The 21500-nt window shown below is 32.5% G+C and carries 19 protein-coding genes; 9 read left to right on the forward strand and 10 right to left on the reverse strand.

Annotation, left to right across the window (positions count from 1 at the left end):
- Positions 1–54: 54 nt before the first annotated feature.
- On the reverse strand, positions 55–585 hold the full coding sequence (locus tag Q0616_RS03940) for an RNA methyltransferase (RefSeq protein ID WP_171622412.1): 531 nt from the start codon (positions 583–585) through the stop codon (positions 55–57).
- 80 nt (positions 586–665) lie between these two features.
- Here Q0616_RS03940 and mutS point away from each other — a divergent pair, with 80 nt between their 5' ends.
- The 7 genes from mutS to Q0616_RS03975 all read left to right on the forward strand — a co-directional run bounded on the left by mutS (position 666) and on the right by Q0616_RS03975 (position 10712).
- On the forward strand, positions 666–3221 hold the full coding sequence (gene mutS, locus Q0616_RS03945; protein WP_298775280.1) for a DNA mismatch repair protein MutS: 2556 nt from the start codon (positions 666–668) through the stop codon (positions 3219–3221).
- A gap of 10 nt (positions 3222–3231) precedes the next feature.
- Complete coding sequence (locus Q0616_RS03950) at positions 3232–4035, forward strand: M48 family metallopeptidase (RefSeq protein ID WP_298775283.1); 804 nt, start codon at positions 3232–3234, stop codon at positions 4033–4035.
- 90 nt (positions 4036–4125) lie between these two features.
- The gene (gene acs / locus Q0616_RS03955) at positions 4126–6030 is read left to right on the forward strand and encodes an acetate--CoA ligase (protein ID WP_284583346.1); all 1905 of its coding nucleotides are present in this window, start codon (positions 4126–4128) and stop codon (positions 6028–6030) included.
- Between the two features lie 125 nt (positions 6031–6155).
- The gene (locus tag Q0616_RS03960; RefSeq protein ID WP_171622416.1) at positions 6156–6599 is read left to right on the forward strand and encodes a hypothetical protein; all 444 of its coding nucleotides are present in this window, start codon (positions 6156–6158) and stop codon (positions 6597–6599) included.
- An 89-nt stretch (positions 6600–6688) separates the two neighbouring features.
- Positions 6689–7336, forward strand: coding sequence for a class I SAM-dependent methyltransferase (locus Q0616_RS03965; protein WP_171622417.1), 648 nt, complete (start codon positions 6689–6691; stop codon positions 7334–7336).
- Positions 7336–8097 (forward strand): C40 family peptidase, encoded by a 762-nt coding sequence (locus tag Q0616_RS03970; protein ID WP_171622418.1) that lies wholly within the window; start codon positions 7336–7338, stop codon positions 8095–8097. Before Q0616_RS03965 ends, Q0616_RS03970 begins: the two co-directional genes overlap by 1 nt.
- 125 nt (positions 8098–8222) lie before the next feature.
- Complete coding sequence (locus Q0616_RS03975; RefSeq protein ID WP_298775287.1) at positions 8223–10712, forward strand: cation-translocating P-type ATPase; 2490 nt, start codon at positions 8223–8225, stop codon at positions 10710–10712.
- Positions 10713–10748: 36 nt separating this feature from the next.
- Here Q0616_RS03975 and Q0616_RS03980 read toward each other — a convergent pair whose 3' ends face one another.
- The 8 genes from Q0616_RS03980 to hemH form a co-directional block, all read right to left on the reverse strand.
- Entirely contained in the window at positions 10749–11519 is a 771-nt protein-coding gene (locus Q0616_RS03980; protein WP_298775289.1) for an alpha/beta hydrolase, read from the reverse strand.
- An 87-nt stretch (positions 11520–11606) separates the two neighbouring features.
- Positions 11607–12173 carry a guanylate kinase gene (gmk, locus tag Q0616_RS03985; RefSeq protein WP_260542358.1) on the reverse strand — a complete coding sequence of 189 codons (567 nt, stop codon included), beginning with the start codon at positions 12171–12173 and terminating at the stop codon, positions 11607–11609.
- Positions 12173–13033 carry a YicC/YloC family endoribonuclease gene (locus Q0616_RS03990; protein ID WP_225532446.1) on the reverse strand — a complete coding sequence of 287 codons (861 nt, stop codon included), beginning with the start codon at positions 13031–13033 and terminating at the stop codon, positions 12173–12175. The genes gmk and Q0616_RS03990 overlap by 1 nt, the downstream gene beginning before the upstream one ends.
- Before the next feature lie 137 nt (positions 13034–13170).
- Positions 13171–14400, reverse strand: coding sequence for an imidazolonepropionase (gene hutI, locus Q0616_RS03995; protein ID WP_286484335.1), 1230 nt, complete (start codon positions 14398–14400; stop codon positions 13171–13173).
- A gap of 82 nt (positions 14401–14482) precedes the next feature.
- Positions 14483–14692 carry a hypothetical protein gene (locus Q0616_RS04000; protein ID WP_171622423.1) on the reverse strand — a complete coding sequence of 70 codons (210 nt, stop codon included), beginning with the start codon at positions 14690–14692 and terminating at the stop codon, positions 14483–14485.
- A 70-nt stretch (positions 14693–14762) separates the two neighbouring features.
- Positions 14763–15815: a DUF3078 domain-containing protein gene (locus Q0616_RS04005; protein WP_298775297.1), complete on the reverse strand. Its 1053-nt coding sequence runs from the start codon at positions 15813–15815 to the stop codon at positions 14763–14765.
- Positions 15816–15841: 26 nt separating this feature from the next.
- Entirely contained in the window at positions 15842–16942 is a 1101-nt protein-coding gene (locus tag Q0616_RS04010) for a DUF3078 domain-containing protein (protein WP_260542364.1), read from the reverse strand.
- Between the two features lie 81 nt (positions 16943–17023).
- The gene (hemH, locus tag Q0616_RS04015; RefSeq protein WP_298775300.1) at positions 17024–18007 is read right to left on the reverse strand and encodes a ferrochelatase; all 984 of its coding nucleotides are present in this window, start codon (positions 18005–18007) and stop codon (positions 17024–17026) included.
- A 108-nt stretch (positions 18008–18115) separates the two neighbouring features.
- On the opposite strand from hemH, the gene ruvB reads away from it, so the two are divergent.
- On the forward strand, positions 18116–19153 hold the full coding sequence (gene ruvB, locus Q0616_RS04020) for a Holliday junction branch migration DNA helicase RuvB (protein WP_171622427.1): 1038 nt from the start codon (positions 18116–18118) through the stop codon (positions 19151–19153).
- A gap of 137 nt (positions 19154–19290) precedes the next feature.
- Positions 19291–20238, forward strand: a complete 948-nt coding sequence (gene queG, locus Q0616_RS04025) for a tRNA epoxyqueuosine(34) reductase QueG (RefSeq protein ID WP_298775303.1) — start codon at positions 19291–19293, stop codon at positions 20236–20238.
- An 85-nt stretch (positions 20239–20323) separates the two neighbouring features.
- On the opposite strand, the gene Q0616_RS04030 is transcribed toward queG, so the two are convergent.
- Positions 20324–21100: a superoxide dismutase gene (locus Q0616_RS04030; RefSeq protein ID WP_260542370.1), complete on the reverse strand. Its 777-nt coding sequence runs from the start codon at positions 21098–21100 to the stop codon at positions 20324–20326.
- Positions 21101–21500 lie beyond the last annotated feature (400 nt).

Consider the following 21500-nt stretch of genomic DNA (forward strand, 5'->3'; position numbering starts at 1 on the left):
CTTAACGCTTAACGCTTAACGCTTAACGCTTAACGCTTAACGCTTAACGCTTAACTATTTCATAAATCCTTCATACCATTTCCATAAAATAATTCCAGTACAAACCGAAACATTTAACGAATGTTTTGTACCAGATTGCGGAATTTCAATACATGTATCACATTGGTCAATAATAGATTGTTGTACACCATCCACTTCATTTCCCATGATAATTGCATATTTCTGAGATTGATCAATTTCAAATTCATTCAATAAAACAGAACCTTCCGTTTGTTCAATTGTTACAATTTGATAACCTTCTTCTTTTAGTTTGGCAACCAATTCATTCGAATCTTTTACATATTCCCAATCTACTGAGTTTTCTGCACCAATTGCTGTTTTATGAATTTCTTTATGTGGAGGCGTTGCCGTAATTCCACACAAATAAATTTTATCAATCAAAAAAGCATCTGATGTTCTAAAAACTGCCCCAACATTGTGCATACTCCTTACATTGTCCAAAACAACAACGATTGGATTTTTTTCTATTTCTTTATATTCTTCGGTCGAAACTCGACCTAATTCATCTAATTTTAGTTTTCTCATCACTTCGTTTTTGACTAACTTAGCTGTTCAAAAGTTATAATAATTTGACAAAAGTAGTAAAGAATAAGGAAACTCCACTTATGAAGCAGTATAATCAAATCAAGGCGAAATATCCTGATGCGATGTTATTATTCAGAGTTGGAGATTTTTACGAAACATTTGGAGAAGATGCAGTGCGTGCTTCGCGTATTTTAGATATAGTGCTAACAAAACGTGCTAACGGTTCTGATAATAGTGAATTAGCTGGTTTTCCGCATCATAGTTTAAATACCTATTTACCAAAATTGGTAAAAGCGGGATTACGTGTAGCAATCTGTGATCAGCTCGAAGATCCTAAAACGGTAAAGGGAATTGTAAAACGTGGTGTAACCGAATTAATCACGCCTGGTGTGGCGTTGCAAGATGAGGTGCTGTCTTCAAAATCGAATAACTTTTTGATGGCTGTACACGAAGGTTCAAAATCGTTTGGAATTGCTTTATTAGATGTTTCGACAGGAGAATTTTTGGTTTCAGAAGGTCAAGAAGATCAGGTTGCGAAAATTATTCAATCGTTTCGTCCAAGTGAAGTCATTTATCAAAAACGGGTCAAATATAATTTTTCTGATGTCAAAAGTAAATTTTTATTAGATGATTGGGCTTTTCAATATGATTTTGCGATTGATAAACTAACAAGTTTATTCAAAACAAAGAATTTGAAAGGTTTTGGAATCGAAGATCTAAAAGAAGGAATCATTTCAGCAGGTGCGATTTTAGCTTATTTAGATGATACGCATCATTTCGAAATTCAACATATTACTTCAATCCAACGCCTTAATCAAGAGAATTTTGTGTGGATGGATCCCTTTACCATTCGCAATCTTGAGTTGGTTTATTCACCACATCCAAAAGGAGTTACGTTACTGAATATTTTAGATGATACCAAAACACCAATGGGTGCACGTTTGCTAAATCGTTGGATGGTGATGGTTTTGAAAGATTTAAAATCGATTCAACGTCGTCAAAATATTGTCGAATATTTCTATAAATTTGGTGATTTACGTTATGATTTGCGTGAAAAATTGGCTCAATTAACAGATTTAGAACGATTAGCTGGAAAAGTTTCAACTGGTAAAATTACGCCACGACAATTATTGCAATTGGCTCAAAGTTTGAAAATTTCGGAAGATATAAAAGAGGTTGCTGAACAATCGAATATCAAAGAAGTATCAGATTTATTTAGACGAATCGAACCAATTGAAAAATTGACTCAAAAGATTTTCGATTCGCTTACAGACGAACCCCCTCATCAGATTGTCAAAGGAAATGTAATTCGAGAAGGTATTTCGGAAGAATTGGATCGCTTACGTAAAATTCAATTTTCTGGAAAAGATTTTTTAGATCAGATGTGTCAACGTGAAACACAACGAACTGGAATTTCATCGTTGAAAATTGCGTTTAATAATGTATTTGGATATTATATCGAAGTTCGAAATACACACAAAGATAAGGTACCGGAAGAATGGATTCGAAAGCAAACATTGGTCAATGCAGAACGCTATATCACGGAAGAATTAAAAGAATATGAAACACAGATTTTAGGTGCAGAAGAGAAAATTTTAGCCATTGAAAATCAGTTGTTTATTGATCTTCTACAAGAAATTATTACCAAACTTTTACCTATTCAACAAATAGCAAAAGCCATTGCTTTTTTAGATGTTCTATCCACTTTTGCAGAAATTGCGGAAAAGAATTCGTATTCCAAACCTTCTCTTAATGATGGTTTTGAATTAAATATAAAAGAAGGTCGCCATGCAGTTATTGAACAACAATTACCAATTGGAGAACAATATGTATCGAATAATGTTGAGTTAAATTCAGAGAATCAACAAATTATTATGATTACTGGACCCAATATGTCTGGTAAATCGGCACTTTTACGTCAAACAGCGTTGATAGTCTTGATGGCGCAAATGGGAAGTTTTGTTCCAGCACAAGCTGCTAAATTAGGTATAATAGATAAAGTTTTTACGCGAGTTGGAGCTTCAGATAATATTTCTTCAGGCGAATCTACGTTTATGGTCGAAATGAATGAAACAGCAAGTATCTTAAATAACATTTCGGAACGAAGTTTGATTTTGTTGGATGAAATTGGTCGAGGAACTTCAACGTACGATGGAATTTCGATTGCATGGGCAATTGCAGAATTTTTACATCAAAGTGCGTTGAAACCAAAAACATTATTTGCAACGCATTACCATGAATTAAATGAAATGTCGAAATCAATGGAACGTATCAAGAATTTTAATGTTAGTATTAAAGAAACAAAAGATACGATTTTATTTTTGAGAAAATTAGTTCCTGGGGGAAGCGAGCATAGTTTTGGTATACATGTTGCTAAAATGGCGGGGATGCCAAAACGAGTGGTGGATAGAGCCAATGATGTGTTGAAAGTTTTGGAAGCGACCAAAACAGATGAAGGAATTTCCAATAAAACGGAGAAAATAACGCAAGATAATATGCAGTTAAGTTTCTTTCAGTTGGATGATCCAATTTTAGAATCGATTCGTGAAGAGATTATGAACACAGATATTAATACTTTAACACCTGTTGAAGCATTGATGAAACTGAATGAAATTAAAAAGAAACTCGGTAAATAAACTTAAAAATATGAAAAAAATAATTTTAACTGTAGCAGGAGCTTTAGTATTAGCTTCATGTGCTACAAATCCTGTCACAGGAAGAAAATCATTATCATTAGTCTCAAATGCAGAATTAATGCCAACTGCTTTTACACAATATGATAAAGTATTAAAAGAAGGAAAAGTAATCACAGGTACAACTGATGCAAAAATGGTTCAAACCGTTGGAGACCGTTTAAAATATGCAGCAGAAAAATATTATCAACAGAAAGGAATTTCGTCTCAATTGCAAGGTTATCAGTGGCAATTTACATTATTACAAGCGAATGAAGTAAATGCTTGGTGTATGCCTGGAGGTAAAGTTGCAGTTTATACGGGAATTTTACCTGTAACGAAGGATGCAACAGGTTTAGCGGTTGTGTTAGGTCACGAAATTGGTCACGCTTTGGCTGGACATAGTGCGGAGCAAGCTTCTCAGCAAATGGCAGCACAAGGTTTAGGACAAATAGTTGGAGGATCCATTGGAAACGCAGAATATGCAAAAGTTTTTGAACAATTATATCCTGTAGGTGCACAAGTTGGGTTGTTAAATTATTCTCGTAAGATGGAGTTAGATGCTGATGTTACAGGATTATATTTAATGGCTATGGCTGGTTATGATCCCACTCAAGCAATACCTTTCTGGGAACGTATGGCAGCAAAAAGTGGAAATGCTGGAGTTTCAGAATTTTTGAGTACTCACCCTTCTGATGCAACACGTATTTCGAAAATTAAAGAATCATTACCAACAGCAATTGCTTATTACAACGCAAGTCCGTATAAAGGAAAATAGAATAGTTTTTATTCATTTTAAAAATATAAGCGAGTTAATTTGATAAATTGACTCGCTTTTTTTATATTTAATTTCAAAACCACAATTAAAATGATAAATGATTTTAGAATTAATTCGTTTTCTGAATACAAGAAAGCGTACAGAAAAAGTACTAAAGATCCCGAGAAATTTTGGGACAAAATAGCCGAAAACTTCGTTTGGCACCAAAGATGGGACAAAACTTTGGAATATAATTTTGAAACAGCGGATTTCAAATGGTTTCAAGGAGGTAAGTTAAATATTACGGAAAATATTTTAGATCGTCATTTAGAAAAAAATGGAAATAAAACAGCCTTAATTTGGGAACCGAATAATCCATTAGAAGAAACTCGAATTATTACGTATCGTCAATTGCATTCAAAAGTTTGTCAATTTGCAAATGTGTTAAAAAACAATGGCGTACAAAAAGGCGATCGTGTGTGTATTTATATGCCAATGATTCCAGAATTAGCGATTGCGATGTTAGCTTGTGCAAGAATTGGAGCGGTGCATTCTATTGTTTTTGCAGGTTTTTCTTCTGCTGCAATCGCATCTCGTATCAATGATGCACAATGTAAAGTTTTGGTTACAGCCAATGAAGTTTTTCGTGGTACAAAATCAATCAACTTAAAAGCAATTTGTGATGAAGCGTTAAAAGACTGTCCTTCTATTCAAACTTGTATCGTTTATCGTCGTGCGATAGAACCAACTTCTATGGTCGGTGGGCGCGATAAATTTTGGGTTGATGAAATGTATAAAGTAAATAATAGTTGTCCAGCAGAAATAATGGATGCAGAAGATCCATTGTTTATTTTATATACTTCGGGTTCTACTGGAAAACCAAAAGGAATGGTGCATACATGTGGAGGGTATATGGTTGAAACGGCTTATTCATTTGACAATATTTTTCAAATGGATAAAAACGATATTTATTGGTGTACAGCGGATATCGGTTGGATTACAGGACACAGTTACATTATTTATGGTCCATTGGCTTGTGGAGCAACCTCGGTTATGTTCGAAGGAATTCCAAGTTTTCCTGATTTTGGACGTTTTTGGGAAATTGTCGAAAAATTAAAAGTTACCCATTTTTATACTGCTCCAACAGCAGTTCGTTCATTAGCTCGTGAATCATTAGACTATGTAGAAAAATATGATTTATCAAGTCTAAAAGTTTTAGGGTCAGTTGGAGAACCAATCAACGAAGAAGCATGGCATTGGTTAAATGATTATGTAGGGAAAGGAAATTGTCCGATTGTCGATACATGGTGGCAAACCGAAACAGGATCAATTATGATTTCGCCTTTGGCAGGAATTACACCATTACGACCTACATTTGCAACGTTGCCATTACCAGGAATTCAGCCCGTTTTAATGGATGATAATGGACATGAAGTAGAAACAATCAACGAAAAAGCAGAAGGTCGTTTGGCGATTAAGTTTCCTTGGCCTTCTATGGCAAGAACTATTTATGGAGATCATAAACGTTACGTCGAAACCTATTTTTCTACTTTCCCGGGATATTATTTTACAGGCGATGGCGCTTACCGAGATGCGATGGACAATTATAGAATTACAGGTAGAGTAGATGATGTCGTGATTGTTTCTGGACATAATCTTGGTACAGCACCTGTTGAAAATGCAATCAACCAAAATGAAGCAGTTGCAGAGAGTGCAGTTGTAGGTTTTCCACATGATATCAAAGGAAATGCGTTGTATGCATTTGTGATTTTACAAGATGGTATAGAAGTTTCAAAAGAATTAGAAGCAGAAATTAAAAATGAAGTGGCACATCTCATTGGACCAATTGCAAAACCAGATAAAATTCAGTTTGTATCAGGTTTACCAAAAACACGAAGCGGAAAAATTATGCGTCGTATTTTGAGAAAAATCGCCAGTGATGAAACTGATTTTGGAGATACTTCAACGTTGTTAGATCCAGATATTGTTACAATAATTCAAAAAGGAAAAATTTAAACTCAGGTTGAGGTTAAGACTAAGTTTAACAAAATAATTTTCAAAACAAAAAGCATTACCCAAAAAGTAATGCTTTTTTGGTTTGATTATTTTGTAGTTTAGTGATTAAAATAGATTAGTTAAGTATGAATAAATTTTTACCCTCTTTGAAAAATGAGAAAGAAGATAAGAAGACAGAATTTTTAAAATGGCTTGGAATTATATTAATTCTAATTTTTTTATCAGGAATTATTTTTTTTAATCAAAGAAACTCATTAAATGAAATTAAAGAGAAAAGATTATATACTGTTGGAATTATTTCTGGATTCTCGAAAACAAGATCAATGGAATTTGTTAAGTATATTTATTCATATAATGGACATTCTTATGAAGGAAAGGCTCCTAAAGATATTAGTAAGTTTTCGGTTGGAGAAAAAGTATTAGTTGTTTATAATCCTGATACACATATTAAATATCTTGTCCCGTATATTATTGACGATTCTATAAAAGAACCTATGAATGGATGGGAAAAACCACCAATGAATATAACAGATGAAGAGGTTATGAAGTATTTAGAAGATAAATATTAGTTGTTTTTCGGAATAATTTTCTCATCGAAACGCCTTTTATATAGCCAAAGTTTACCACTTTTTTGTATTTTTGTACACTTTTTAATGGCATGATAAAAATTTCACCAATTTTAGAATCGTATTTAGATCATCACACAGACCAAGAACCAGAAATCTTGAGTCGTTTACGTGTTGAAACCTATCAATGTACAACACAACCGCACATGATTTCGGGCGAATACCAAGGTCGCTTGTTAAGTGTTTTGTCAAAAATTTTAGCACCAAAAACTATTGTTGAATTAGGAACTTTTACAGGTTACGCAACATTGTGTTTGGCAGAAGGTTTGACATCTGATGGAAAAATCATTACGATGGATAAAAATGATGAATTGGAATATTTGTGCAGAAAATATTTTGATGAATCTGAATTTGCTTCAAAAATTGATTTTAGAATCAATGATGCACGCGAAGAATTAGAAACAATCGAGAAAAATTCTGTAGATTTAGCTTTTATTGATGCTGATAAAGAGAGTTATCCTTATTATTTTGAAAAAGTTTTAGAACTTTTACGTCCAGGAGGAACCATGTTAGTTGACAATGTTTTGTGGTACGGAAAAGTAATGATGGAAGAGGAAGATAAAAAAGATCCTTCGACAAAAATTTTGAAAGAATTTAATGAAATGGTAACGAAAGACAAACGAGTAGAGTCAATAATTTTACCAATTCGTGACGGAATTACATTAATCCGAAAAAAATAATGAAATACGCTATTTGTCAAGTAAGTGTTGCGCCCTTGCGCTCCGAAGCAAGAGATTCATCAGAAATGGTGAGTCAAGTTTTGTTTGGAGAAAAGTTAATTATTTTAGAAGAATTAGAAAAATGGACAAAAGTTCAGCTGACTTTTGATGGATACGAAGGTTGGTTAGATCCGAAACAAATTATTACTATTTCTGAAGAAGAATACAACAAAGATTTCATGGAGAAATTTGCAATCAATCCGTACAATCATGCGATGGAAAATGGATTGCCTATGACGTTGACTATTGGAGCTGAAGTTCGATCTTTGAACGAAAGTAAGATTCGAATTGGAACAAAATGTTTCGAATATTTTGGCGTATATACTTCTGGTAAAAAATCAAAAGATCAGTTGGTTGAAATAGCAAAAGCTTACTTAAATGTACCTTATTTGTGGGGTGGTAAATCATCTTTTGGAATAGATTGTTCTGGATTAACACAACAAGTGTACAAAATTGGGGGATATAAAATACCACGAGATGCTTATCAACAAGCAGAAATGGGCGAAGTGTTAAGTTTTGTAGAAGAAGCAGAACCTGGTGATTTAGCATTTTTTGATAATGCAGAAGGTCGTATAATACATGTAGGAATTATGTGTGGTAATGGAAAAGTTTTACATGCACATGGTAAAGTTCGTATTGATCCTATTGATACCAATGGTATTTTTAATACCGACTCCCAAAAATATTCGCATAAATTAAGATGCATTCGCAAACTTATATAAACCAAAAAAGACTATTGAATTTCAATAGTCTTTTTTGGTTTGAATCTAAATATTAATTAGACGATGTACAAACTCGTTTTTTCATTTGAATTAATTGTATTTTTAAGCTTATATAAATCAGTTCAATGAGTATCAAAATTCCGAGTCATTTAAAAGGATTATCTACCACCGAAGTAAAAGAATCACAACAAAAATATGGCTATAATGCTATAAAGGATGAACATAAAAGTACATGGTACAGTATGTTGTTTGATATCTTGAAAGAGCCCATGACAATTATTTTAATTGTGGTTTCAGTTATTTATTTACTTGTAGGTGATTTAGGCGAAGCAGCGTTTATGTTTGTTGCGATTCTTGCTTTAACAGGGATTTCTTTTTATCAAGATAGTCGTAATCAAAAAGCGTTAGAAGAACTCGAAAAATTGAACGAACCGTTGAGCTCGGTTGTTCGTAACGGCGAATTAATCGAAATCCCTACACACGAAATTACGGTTGGAGATTTATGTGTTACAGAAGAAGGAAAAATGATTAATGCAGATGGTAAAATTGTTCATAGCAATGATTTTTCTGTAAACGAATCGGCACTGACAGGTGAGAGTATGTCAGTTTTTAAAGATACCGAACATCCAGAAATTTATAGTGGAACCTTAACCGTTTCGGGATTAGCTTTTTTTGAAGTAACAAGTATTGGTGCTGAAACAAAATTAGGAAAAATAGGAACTTCACTTTTATCAATTAAAGACGAAAAATCACCTTTGCAGATACAAATTGAAAAGTTTGTAAAAGGAATGGCGATTATCGGAATCATAGTTTTCTTATTAGTTTGCGTTGTAAATTATATTCAAACGAAAGATTTAATCAATAGTTTATTGAGTGGATTAACATTAGCAATGTCTATTTTACCAGAAGAAATTCCTGTTGCTTTTACTACTTTTATGGCTTTAGGATCGTGGAAGTTACTACGTCAAGGAATTATTGTTAAAAAAAGTAGCGTTGTAGAAACCTTAGGGAGTACAACAGTAATTTGTAGCGACAAAACAGGAACAATTACCGAAAACTCGATGCAATTAAAAGCTGTTTATGACTTTAAAACCAATGCAATTTATGAAGAAGATAAGTTTCAGAATAAAGTAATTGCGGAGTTAATTGAGTATGCAATGTGGAGTAGTGAACCTGTTCCTTTTGATCCGATGGAAAAAACATTGCATCGTGTTTACGAGGCGACACAAAAAGATGTTAGAGCAAACTATCAGATGTTTCACGAATATCCATTGTCAGGAAAACCTCCAATGATGACGCATTGTTTTCGAAATGCTGAAGATCATCATATTATTGCAGCAAAAGGAGCTCCTGAAGCTATTTTACAAGTTGCTCATCTTTCTGAAGAACAAATAATCCAGTTGCGAAAGGTGATTCGCGATTTAGGAACACAAGGATATCGACTTTTGGGTGTTGCAAAATCGACTTTTGGTTCGACTGATTTTCCAAAACAACAACAAGAATTGCCCTTTGAATTGTTAGGTTTTGTGGTGTTTTATGATCCACCAAAGAAAGGTATAAATGAAGTGTTTCAAAAAATATATGATGCTGGAATAAAAGTTAAAGTAATCACAGGTGATAATGCCGAAACAACAATGAGTATAGCTAATCAAGCAGGAATTATTCATGCCGAAGATCATATAACTGGAGCTGAAATTGCTCATCTTTCGAAAGAAGAATTGGCAAAAACTGCAGATGAAAAAGTTTTGTTCGCACGTATGTTTCCTGAAGCGAAATTAGCAGTTGTAAATGCATTAAAGGATAACGGAGAAATTGTTGCCATGTTAGGCGATGGTGTAAACGACGGACCAGCTTTAAAAGCAGCGCATATTGGGGTTGCAATGGGAGAGAAAGGAACAGAGATTGCGAAGCAAGCTGCACAATTGATTTTAACAAATGATGATTTTGGTAAATTAGTGATTGGAATTGAAGCTGGAAGAAGAATTTATACCAACCTAAAAAAAGCAGTTCAATACATAATTTCAATTCATATTCCGATTATATTAATCGTTTCCTTGCCATTATTTTTGGGTTGGGCATTTCCTCAAATTTTCACACCTGTTCACGTTATTTTCTTAGAGTTGGTTATGGGACCTACATGTTCGATTGTCTATGAAAACGAACCTTTGGAAAAGAATTCTATGAACGAAAAACCTCGTCCTATGACGGAAACTTTTCTGAATTGGAAAGAGCTTTCGACAAGTATTATTCAAGGATTAGCCATTACATTAGGTTTGCTTTTTATTTATCAATTTACCTATCAATCTGGTGGAGATGAAGATAAAACACGTGCAATGGTCTTTACAACACTTATTTTTTCGAATATTTGGTTGAGTTTAACGAATCGTTCATTTTATGATAGTTTATGGTCAAGTTTTAAAAATAAAAACTACCTAATGTTGGCTGTGATTATTTTAACCTTGTGTATTTTGTTTTCGATTTTATATATACAACCAATTTCGAAGTTTTTTAAAGTAACATCATTAAATGTAAATGAGCTAAGTTTAGCAATGATAGTAGCTGTAGTTTCGGTTTTATGGTTCGAAATTTATAAATGGATAAAACGTAAAAAATAAAAATGATTTAATGAATAATCATCGAGTTTATTGAGATTATAATGTATCAATAAACTCGATTGTTTTTTCAAAAGTAGGTACTTTATTTTCTTTAAAAGGCGTATGTTTAGCGTCAGGAACGATATAATTTTCTTTTCGTCCATTTACATTGTCGATAATTCCAATCACTTGTTCCATTGTTCCAAATTCGTCATCAATTCCTTGAATAACCAAAGTAGGACATTTTATATTTTTTAATTCTTCGCGAATATCAAAGTTTACAAAATCGGGTCTTAGCCATGTTTCGGTCCACATTTCAAATACTTTTTGCGTATTATCTCCGTGATATTTTCTTAAACGTTCTTTTAGGTTTGTTTCTGCGTAAGCAATTTTAGCAGCTCTAATTCCATTCAGGGTTACTTCTTCTACGATGACATGAGAACCAACAACTACAATTCCTTTTAGATTTTTATGGTACTTAGCTGCATACAGTAATGCAATTGTACCACCATCACTATGTCCAAAAAGAATAATTTCTTTAAAGTTGAAATGGTTGACAAGTTGATTTAAAAAGTCCGCTTCATCGTGCATATAAGTTAACTCGCGACGATTTATTGTAAATGGAGATGATTTTCCATAACCTTTTCGATCATAAATAAACAGATTACAATTACTTTTTTCGGCAACTTCTTTTGGGAAATCCCTCCAAAGTTGTGTACACCCTAAGGAATCGTGTAAGAATATAAGTGTAGGTCTTTCTGGATTAATTTCGTGGTGAATGTAATGAATTTTAGCATCGTTGATTTCTAAACAAGTTTGGCTTTCCATTTTTTATTTTGATTTTCAGAATTAAAGATAACAAAAATGCCTCGAATAAATAAAATCGAGGCATTTGTATAGGATTAGGATAAATTATTAGTTGATAAAATCAGTAATAATATCTAACGTTTTTGCTTTTGCAGTTTCTAAATCATCATTCAAAAGAATAGTATCAAACTCTTTTGCTTTTTCCATTTCGATTCCCGCTTTATCAATACGCTGTTTCAACTTATCCTTGCTTTCGGTATTACGTGAAATCAATCGTTCTTTTAAAATATCTAATGAAGGTGGATTAACAAATACGGTTAAACATTCTTCTCCGTATAATTTTTTGATATTCAATGCACCAATTACATCAATATCAAAAATAACAGAATTACCTTCAGAAGTAATACGATCAACTTCCGATTTTAATGTTCCATAAAAATTATTACGATACACTTCTTCGTGTTCTACGAATTCGTCTTTTGCAATTTTTGTTTTAAATTCTTCTGGAGTTAAGAAATAATAGTCTTTTCCGTGAACTTCACCTTCGCGTTTATCTCTTGTTGTACAAGAAATAGAAAATTTGATGTGATCTAATTGTTCTAAAGCATAGCGAACCAAAGTTGTTTTTCCTGCGCCTGATGGTGCTGAAAAGACAATTAACTTTCCTTTTTTCATTATAAAATGTTTAACGATTGTTCTTTAATTTTTTCCAATTCATCTTTCATTTGAACGACAATTTTTTGCATTTCAGAATGATTAGATTTTGAGCCTAAAGTATTGATTTCTCGTCCAATTTCTTGAGAAATAAAACCTAATTTTTTACCATTAGATGCTATTCCCGCTAATTCTTTTAAGAAATATTCGCAATGATTTTTCAAACGAACTTTTTCTTCTGTGATGTCTAATTTTTCCAAATAGAAAATCATTTCTTGCTCAAAACGATTTTGATCAACATCAACTTTTAATTCTTCTAAACGTTTGTTGAAACGTTCTTTAATTGTTTCAATACGTTCTTGTTCAAATGGTATAACTTGAGTTAAAAGTTCAAGAATATTATTTAAGTTTAATGTTAAATATTTTTCTAATACTTTTCCTTCATCTAATCTAAATTGATTCAAAGCATTGATTGCTTCGATGATTGTTGCACGAATTTGATTCCATTCTTCTTCGTTCAAATCATCTTGCGTATACGAAATAACATCAGGCAAACGCATGATAACTGGTAACAATTCGCCGTCAGTCACATTTGGAGTGATCGACTTGAATTCTTCCATATAACTTTTGATTAATTCAGCATTTATAGATTGATTTCTTGCAGCTGGATTTAATTCAACCAACATCGAAAAATCAATTTTCCCACGTTGAACTTTTTCTGAAATAAGATTTCTGATTTCTAATTCTTTCTCGCGGTAAAAAGAAGGGATTCTTGTGTTCAAATCCAATGTTTTACTGTTCAAAGAACGGATTTCTATCGTTACTTTTTTTTCAGGTAATTCCAATACGGCTTTACCGTAACCTGTCATAGATGCTATCATAATTGTAAAATTATGCGAGCAAAATTACAATAAATTAACGTAATGTGAACTTAATATCGCTTTTAATGACTTTAAAGTTTAACATTTAGTTGAAATTTATATATACGCAAATACCATCACTCCTGATAATATTTATACTATTGATTAATCAAAGAACCATTTTTCCAAACATTTGTTGGTTGTAATTGTCCTTGATAATAAATAATATTACGATAATCGAAGGTAGAGAAGCTGATAAAATCGGCTTTTTTACCTTTTTCTATTGTTCCACGATCAGTTAAATTTAAAGCCTTTGCAGCACGAAAAGTAATTGCAGCTAAAACTTCAGCCATTGATAATTTCTCAAAAGTAGCTAATACAGAAGCTTGTGTCAATAGATTTCCCATTGGAGCTGAACCAGGATTCCAATCCGAAGCAATCGAAACACAACAACCAGCATCTAACAATTTTCGTGCAGGCGCATATTGCATTCCCAAACCAATAGAAGCACCAGGTAAAACTGTTGCTACAACATCAGAATTGGCTAGATTTTTCACTTCTTCTTTTCCAGAAAATTCCAAATGATCTGCGCTCAATGCATGGTGTTTAGTGGCTAAATAACTTCCTCCAGCCGTAAATTGATCGGCGTGAATGGTAATGTCAAATCCTTGTTTTTTGGCTTCGTTCAAGAAATAATCACCTTCTTCAACAGAAAAAGCAGATTGTTCCACAAAAATATCTATGCGGTTTGCTAATTCTTCAGATTTTAATTTAGGAAAAACTTCTTTTACCAATAATTCTAAATATTCTTTGTTCGAACCTTCAAAATCTTTTGGTTTCATATGCGCGCCTAAAAAAGTCGGAATCAAATCAATTTCACTTTCTTGATTCGCCATATTTATAGCTTCCAACATCTTGATTTCACCTTCAACAGAAAGTGCATAACCCGATTTTACTTCTGCAGTTGTAATTCCTTGTTTGGCTAATTGCGCAATATGTTTTAGTGTAATATCTTTCAGTTCATCAACCGTTTTTTTACGTGTTTCTGTCACGGTAGACCAAATTCCACCACCACTTTCTGCAATTTCTAAATAGGTTTTTCCGTCCAAACGCATTGCAAAATCTTTGGCGCGATTTCCTCCAAAACAAACGTGTGTATGCGAATCGACAAATCCAGGAAGTAAAACCTGTTCTGTTTCAATTCGTTCAATTTCGATGTTTGGATGTTGTTGAGAAATCGTTTCGAAATGACCAATTTCTACAATTGTTTCATTGTCAGTAATAATCCCGCCATTTTCAAGAATATCGACTTGATTTTCGTGAATTGCGCCTTTTAAAGGTAAATTGGCAAGTGTTATAATTTGTCTGAAAGGACCGATTAACTTCATTTTGTTGTTTTATAACACAAGTTTACGAAATTTAACGGAGATTGTATTCGAATTTTGAAACTCGTTTAACGAACTTCGAAGTTTATTTTTTCTTCAAATAAGTAGGGTCGTTAGGGTATTTGATTACTTTAACCAACGTTACGATAGAGATGAAAACAAAAATTAAAATAACAATACTATTTACGATAACACGACTATTTTGATCATTAACTAACCCTATGTTAAGCTCGTAAGCAGCCCAAATTATAATTAAAACTTGTGGTAAAAGCGCACCAAAAATATTTTTTGTCATTTTATTCTTCTATTGAATTGTAAAGATAAAAAAAATAAAAAACCTGCTTATCAAAAGCAGGTTGAAAATATTATTGAGTGACTAATTTTGTTTCATTAAGAATTGGTTCATTCTTCAGAAAATTAGTTGCGACTTCTATGGTGTTTTCTTTTTCTTCGAAGATTGGTGCTTCTTGTATGAAGGCTGTTGTTGATGCCTCTTCAACTTTTGGAGGCGTGTTATCAAATTTATAATTAAACCCGATTCCAAGCGTTTGTTTTACTTGAGTTTTTTTAATTTGATCTTCGTCATACAATAAGTTGACAGCAACTTGAGCCGAAACAAATTTATTGACTTTAAGGTCTAAAATTCCTTGATAGGCAACATCCATATTTCCGATTTTTTTTAAGTAATCAGCATAGATTCCTAAACGGCTGTCATAGCTAATACCATCCATTATTTGTAATTTGTATCGCGCGCCTAAATAAGCACCAAATTCAAATAAGGTATTGTCACCATCATTCTTAAGTCCAAAATTTCCTTTTTGTTGTAAATCTTTATCCAAAACAAATGTAACTCTTGGTGTAAAAGGATGAATGTTTACTTGAAAATTTTCGTTCGGTTTATAATCAACACCCAATCCTAAACTTAAATAACCTGGCGCCATTAGATTTGAAATTTTTTCTTTTGGATCTAACGAATAATCATATCCTTCTGTAAATTGCGTTCGGAAATTCATCGCTGCAGCCAAATACCAATTATTTCCGATGTTATAACCGTAAGATGAAGTTAAATCGATCACATCATTTGTTTTTCGAGAACTTTCTCCTTTATTGGTTTGAATTCCATAACCTAAAACGACACGATTGTCCCAAATATGTTTTTCACGGGTTAAATTGAATTCGTAATCAACATTCGCATTTAAAGCAAATGAATTTACACCTCCTGCAACCCAATTGGAAAAAGCACTTTGAGAGAATAAAAGTGAATTGTTACCTGATACAAACCAACCATGTTGGCGACCGTCAAATTTTTGATCTTTTAAATAGCGTTTACTATCAGTTGCAACTATCCCATCTTTTATAGTTTGAGCAAAAGACATCATAGAAGCAAATAAGGCTAAAGTGACTAAATGTTTTTTCATAAATAGTTAAAGTTGTTTTCGTTTAATTATTCCCAAAATATTGATTCAGATTTGATATAAGTAGCTTTTTCGTCAATGGTATTTTTTTCGAATACTTGATCATAATTACGTTTATCCAATTTGACTTTTGGCAGATGAATAGGAGCAATGCCAGTTGTATCGAAGTAGGGAAGAATCTCTTTTTTTCTTGATTTTTTTTTCGGTTTCTTTTTCGTGCTGTCTATTTTATAAGTTAACCCAATACCTAAGGTTTGCTTAAATTGTGTTTCTTTCACTTGGTCTTCATCATAAATTAGATTTAAAGCCAATTGAGTAGACATAAAGTGATTGATTTTCATGTCTAATAATCCTGCGTAAACAATATCTAAATTGTAAAACTTATTCGAATAATTAGAGAATATACCAATATTGTTATCGTAGGTTACATTTTCAAAAATTTTAACTTTATAACGACCACCTAAATAGGCTCCAACTTCGAAAAGTAAAGCATCTCCATCGTTGCGCAAACCATAAGTTCCTTTTGTCTGTAAATCTTTATCTGCAACAATTGTGGTACGAGAAGTTAATGGTTGAAATGTTACAGAAAAATTAGAATTAGGTGTATAATTTGCACCGACCCCTATTGTAATATACGCAGGAGCAAATAAATTTGATAGTTTCTTTTTGGGAGTTGCTCCATAATCATAACCAGCAGAAAACTGAGAACGAATATTAAGCGATGTAGTTAGATACCATTTTTCTTTAATCAAATATCCATAAGAAGTTGTAAGATTGATGTTATCTGCAGTTTTACGTGTTCCATTGGTTTTATTATCTAAGAATCCATATTCTAAAATAAAACGATTGTCCCAAAAATGTTTCTTTTTTCGGAAATTGAATTCATAATCAGCTTTTGCATTGAGAGAAACCGAATTTTCTCCTCCGGCCATCCAATTAGAAAATGTATTTTGATTGACAGTTAACGTATTTGATCCATAAATTTCCCAACCTGATGCACGACCTGTTGTGTCTACTTTAGACTTTAGATATTTTCGCCCATCAATAATTAGATTTCCACTTGTATCTAAAAACTGAGCAGAGCTAAAAACGGATAGGACTAAAAATAGGATTGAGATAAATAGTCTCATGTACTAAAAAAATATCTTTGTTTAAAATTGAAAAATTCTAAACAAAGATATCTAATTTATTTTGTAAGGTTAAAATGCTTTTTAATTATTTTCCCAACCTTGAAACCATTTAACTAAAGTATCAATCCAATCTTGACGATCATTTAAACATGGTATGTATGTAAATTGTTCACCACCAGCTTTTAAAAACTCTTCTTTACCCTCCATCGAAATTTCTTCTAAGGTTTCTAAACAATCAGCTACAAAAGCAGGAGTACAAACAGCCAAATTCTTCACACCTTCTTCTGGAAAATGTTCTAACGTTTCGTCTGTATAAGGTTTGATCCAAGGATCTTTTCCTAAACGAGATTGAAAGGAAGTGTAGTATTTATCTTTTGGTAATTGCAAGTATTCTGCCACTAACTCTGTTGTCTCTAAACATTGATTGCGATACGTTTCAATTGGTAATTTGCTAACTTTTGCTGCTCTTAGTGCTTTTTTATCGTGACGTTCTGGAATTCCATGATAAGAAAATAATAATTTATCGTAATTCTCGGGTAAATTCTCTTTGATAGAATCTCCTAAAACTTTAATATAATCAGGATGCTTGTAAAAAGCTTTTAAGAAATTTACTTTCACATCTTTGAATTTTTTCTTCTGAACTTCTAATACCTTATCTGCAACAGTTTCTGTTGTTGACATCGTATACTGAGGATAAAGTGGAACAACTAATATATCGCGAACGCCTTTATCATAAAGCTCTTGTAGTCCAAATTCAATCGAAGGATTTTTATAACGCATAGCTAATCCCACTGGAAAATCTAATTGCTCTTGAACTTTTTGTTGTAAATTTTTTGAATAAATAATTAATGGAGAACCATCCTTTATCCAAATCTTTTTATACGCTTCAGCTGATTGTATCGGTCTTTTAGGTAAAATAAAAAGTTCTACGATCATTTTACGAATCAACCAAGGTGAGTCAATCACTTTCCCATCCATTAAAAATTCACGTAAATATGTTCTTACATCTTCAACTTCGGTAGAATCGGGCGATCCTAAATTCACTAATAATATTCCTTTGCTCATAATTCTTTTTATCTAAAAAAATATTGCGTTCTTTGTAGGTGTAAAAGTACGGCGGATAATTTAAATTGTTCTTCGTAATATTATCATTATAATTTATATCATCATTTTATGTCAGATTTATTAAATCCTGATAAAGAATTTTATCCAGACGACGATCTTAATCACGAAAATACCGTGCGTCCGCAAAGTTTTGATGATTTTGCAGGACAAGCTCATATTCTCGAAAATTTAGAAGTATTCGTAAAAGCGTCTAAACTTCGTGGAGAAGCCTTGGATCATGTTTTATTACACGGACCTCCAGGTTTAGGAAAAACGACATTGGCAAATATTATTGCGAATGAATTAGGCGTTGGAATAAAAATTACTTCTGGACCAGTTCTCGATAAACCGAGTGATTTAGCAGGTTTATTGACAAATTTAGAAGAAAATGATGTGCTTTTTATTGATGAAATCCACCGAATGTCACCTGTTATCGAAGAATATTTATATTCGGCAATGGAGGATTTTAAGATTGATATTATGATTGAGTCAGGACCTAATGCACGTTCAGTGCAAATTGGCTTGAATCCTTTTACCTTAATAGGCGCAACAACACGTTCTGGTTTATTAACTGCTCCTTTACGCGCTCGTTTCGGAATTAATTTTAGATTCGAATATTACAATGTAGAACTTTTAAGTTCGATTGTAGAGCGTTCTTCTCGTATTTTAGATACACCAATTGACGAAAGAGCTGCGATAGAAATCGCTGGTCGTAGTCGTGGAACACCTCGTATTGCAAATGCTTTGTTACGTAGAACGCGAGATTTTGCACAGATAAAAGGAAACGGAAAGATTGATTTATCAATCGCAGAATTTTCTTTAAAAGCTCTTAAAGTTGATGACAATGGTTTAGACGAAATGGATAATCGTATTTTATCAACCATTATCGAAAAATTTAAAGGAGGACCTGTCGGAATTACAACTTTAGCTACAGCAGTTGGTGAAAATGGCGGGACATTGGAAGAAGTTTATGAACCTTATCTCATTCAAGAAGGTTATTTGATGCGTACGGCGCGTGGTCGTGTAGCAACAGAAAAAGCCTATAAACATATTGGTGTGAAATATAGAGGTGAAAATTCTCCTCAAACTGATTTATTTGATTTGTAAATTTGTTCTAAGTTCTAAGTTTTGTCATTCTGAGTTTGTAGAAGAATTTTTATTATTGATGAGCTATAGAAATGAGTTAGAATTAAAAGGTTTGATTAAAAATATTCATAATTAATAAATCACAATTACGCATTGAAATGCTCCTTCAAACAGAAGAACATATCAAAATAAAATGGTCCCAACGAATCAAAGAAAAAGCTGAATTGTTAGGATTTATTTCTTGTGGAATAGCAAAGGCTGACTTTTTAGAAGAGGAAGCACCTCATTTAGAAGCTTGGTTAAAAAATGATTTTCATGGAGAAATGCAATATATAGAAAATCATTTTGATATGCGATTAGATCCTCGTTTGTTAGTCGAAGGAGCAAAATCTGTGATTTCGTTGACGTATAATTATTACCAAGATTTAGATCGAAATCCTAATTCGTACAAAGTAGCCATGTATGCACAAGGTGAAGATTATCATTTTGTCGTGAAGGAAAAAGTGCGCGAATTGTTAGATTTTATTCAAGAAGAAATAGGAGAGGTGAGTGGTCGAGCTTTTACAGATTCTGCACCAATATTAGAACATGCTTGGGCAAAAAAAGCAGGAATTGGGTGGGTTGGAAAAAATTCGTTGACGTTATCCAAACAAAAAGGATCGTTCTTCTTTTTATCTGAATTAATTATTGATTTGGAGTTGGCTTATGATTCTCCAATTGCAACAGATCATTGTGGAAATTGTACGCGTTGTATTGAGGCTTGTCCAACAGATGCTATTTTACCAAACAAAACAGTTAATGGAAGTCAATGTATTTCGTATTTTACAATCGAATTGAAAGATCAGATTCCTGCTGAAATGAAAGGAAAGTTTGATGATTGGATTTTTGGTTGTGATGTATGTCAAGAAGTTTGTCCTTGGAATCGTTTTTCGCTTCCTACAAAGGAAACGCGTTTTATAAGGCACGAAAGTATCAATCAATTTTCGAAAAAAGACTGGGAAGAAATTACCGAAGACGTTTTCCGAGTAATTTTTAAAAAATCACCTGTCAAACGAACTAAGTTTAATGGATTAAAAAGAAATATTGATTTTGTAAAATTAGAATGAATGGTTAAGTTTTCATTTTACATTCTTTTATAAAAAATGCTCCAAAGAAATATATTACTAATTGGAGCATTGTGTTTTAAGAAGTTTATTTCGCCTTCTTGTAATTATCTTCAACTTGTTTCCAATCCAAAACATTATTGAACGCTTTCAAATATTCATCGCGTTTGTTTTGGTATTTCAAGTAATATGCATGTTCCCAAACATCAATTCCTAAAATTGGTGTTCCTGCAACTTCTGCACCAGGCATCAACGGATTGTCTTGATTTGCTGTACTTGTAACTGCTAAAGAACCATCTTCTTTTACAACTAACCAAGCCCAACCAGAACCAAAACGTTTTGCACCCGCTTCATCCAATTGTTTTAACAATTCTTCTGTAGAACCAAATGTTGCATCAATCTTTGCTTTAAGATCTCCTTTAGGCTCTTTTTGAGGCGTTGGAGACATAATATCGAAATATAGCATGTGATTGTAATATCCACCAGCATTATTGCGTAAAGCACCATTATTCATATCCATTTTTTTCAAAATATCTACGATATCATTTGATTTGATATTGGCTTCTTTTAATGCAGTGTTCATCTTGTTGATGTATCCTAAATAATGTTTAGAGTAATGAACTTCCATTGTTTTTGCATCAATGTATTCTTTTAACTCATCGTAACCGTATTTCAAAGGTTTTATTTGAAATGTCCCTGGGTCAGCTTTTACATCTGTAGGATTACCAACAGTTTCTTTTACTTGAATTGTATCATTTTGTACAACCTCATCTTTTGTTGTGTCAGCATTTTCCTTCTTCGTTTCACATGATTGAACAAAGAAAAGAACACCCAAAACTGACATCAAAAATACACCCTTTTTCATCTTTTAATTTTATGTAGTTTACTTATAATATTAATATTTCCACTAAAATAACAGATTTTGATTGAATATAAAATTCTTTACTTTTAATTTTCTGTTAAAGTCATCTAATTTTAAAAAATTACTATATCATATTTTTTATTAATTTTATAAAAACCAAAGATGAAATATTACCTAACTTATATTCTATTTATAATTTGTTCAATTTCTTTTTCTCAAAATATAGATGATAAGAGAGATTTGCTAATTAACGATCTTTGTAATATCCTTACAAAAAATAAAAATCTTAATGATTTAGAACGAATTAATTTAACCCGTTGTGCATTTTAAACAATACTGACTTTTAGATTATTGATATTTCGGTTAAAATATTCTTTGTTAATGAACTGTACAACGGTTAAAG

The organism is uncultured Empedobacter sp., assembly GCF_937930195.1.
In the GTDB taxonomy this organism is placed as follows: Bacteria; Bacteroidota; Bacteroidia; order Flavobacteriales; family Weeksellaceae; genus Empedobacter; species Empedobacter stercoris.